This window comes from Roseateles sp., from assembly GCF_049240545.1.
Lineage (GTDB): Bacteria > Pseudomonadota > Gammaproteobacteria > Burkholderiales > Burkholderiaceae_C > Paucibacter_A.
Genome location: NZ_JBMLSK010000221.1, coordinates 1 through 1,329, shown reverse-complemented (window position 1 = coordinate 1,329; position 1,329 = coordinate 1). Strand labels below are relative to the sequence as shown.

Genomic DNA, 1,329 nt, shown 5'->3' with positions numbered 1-1,329 from the left:
TGACCCGTCCTAAATTAGGTTGACACCTGAGACGGAGATTTAGACCGGCAGATGCCGGCCAGTGACGCCCGATGCACCGCATCGGGCGTTTGCATTTTCAACGACAGATGCGGGCGCTCGGTGTTGTAGATCTGGACCGACTCGCGCACCATGCGCCGCGCCTGCTCCAGGTCGGCGGGCCGCTGCAGCAGCAACTCGCCCTTGAGGATGCCGTTGACCCGCTCGGCCAGCGCGTTCTGGTAGCAGTCGTAGCCGTCGGTCATCGAGCACTGCAGCCCGTAGCGCTGGTGGATCGCCTGGTAGTAGCTTGAGCAGTATTGGATGCCCCGGTCCGAGTGGTGCACCAGGCGTTGATCGCTTTGGCGGGCGCGCAAGGCCATCTTCAGTGCCTGCGCCACCGGTTCGGTCTGCAAGCTGTCGTGCACGTGCCAGCCCACGATCTTGCGCGAGTACGCATCGGTGACCAGACTCAGGTAAACGCACTTGTCGGCTGTGGGCAGGTAGGTGATGTCGGCCACCCACACCTGCTCGCTGGCCGTGGCTTGCACCTGCTGCTCGCCGGCTTTGAGCAGGTTGGGGTGGCGCCTGAAGCGGTGATGGCTGTCCGTGGTCTTGTGATACGCCCGCCTCGGTGCCACCAGCATCCCGGCGTTGCGCAGCACGTCAAACATCGCATCGCGTCCCAGCCCGATGCCCGCCTGCGCCAGCGACTGGCGCAGCAGGTGATGCAGCTTGCGCGTGCCCAGTCGGGGTTGGCGTACGCGCTGATCGCGCACCAGTTGCACTACCGTCTGTGCCCGCTCCTCGCGCTGGGCGTGGCGCTGGCGACCCTGGTAGTACGCCTGTCGGCTCAGCCCCATGTGGCGGCAAGCCCTCGTCACATTCAGCCCTTGGACGAGCCGCTGCGCGAGGACTTGCCCGAAGGCTTTTTTACGACGCGCACTCCATAGTCCTTCTTCAGGACATCGAGCACGGCTTCAAACAACTGGGCCTTCTCGTTGGCCTCGCGCAGTTGCACCTGCAGCGCCTTGATCTGCTGCTCGGGCGTGAGCGCCGCGGGGGTCTGGTCTCGGGGCATAGCCGCACATGATGCCGCACGGCCCCAGCCCAGGCGACCGTGCTTGCGCAGCCACACCAGCACCGTCGTTCGACCCTGGATGCCGTAGCGCGCCTGCGCCTGCTTGTACGTCAACTCGCCTTTTTCCACCTGTTCGACCACCGCCAGCTTAAAAGCCAGCGTGTAATCACGCTGTGTGCGCTTGGAGCCTGATTCCATGGGACTTGCCTTTTCCTTCAAGAAAAGGTGTCAACCTCTGGCAGGACGGGTCA

Annotated in this window: 1 protein-coding gene; it reads right to left on the bottom strand. The window is 64.1% G+C overall.

The features are described from left to right. Positions 1-14: 14 nt before the first annotated feature. Positions 15-1,276, bottom strand: a protein-coding gene (locus ACOVRJ_RS15655) for an IS3 family transposase (RefSeq protein WP_422044763.1) whose coding sequence is annotated in 2 segments (ribosomal slippage) — positions 15-932 and positions 935-1,276 — 1,260 coding nt in all. Because the reading frame shifts where the segments join, the coding sequence is not laid out codon by codon here. Positions 1,277-1,329: the final 53 nt, after the last annotated feature.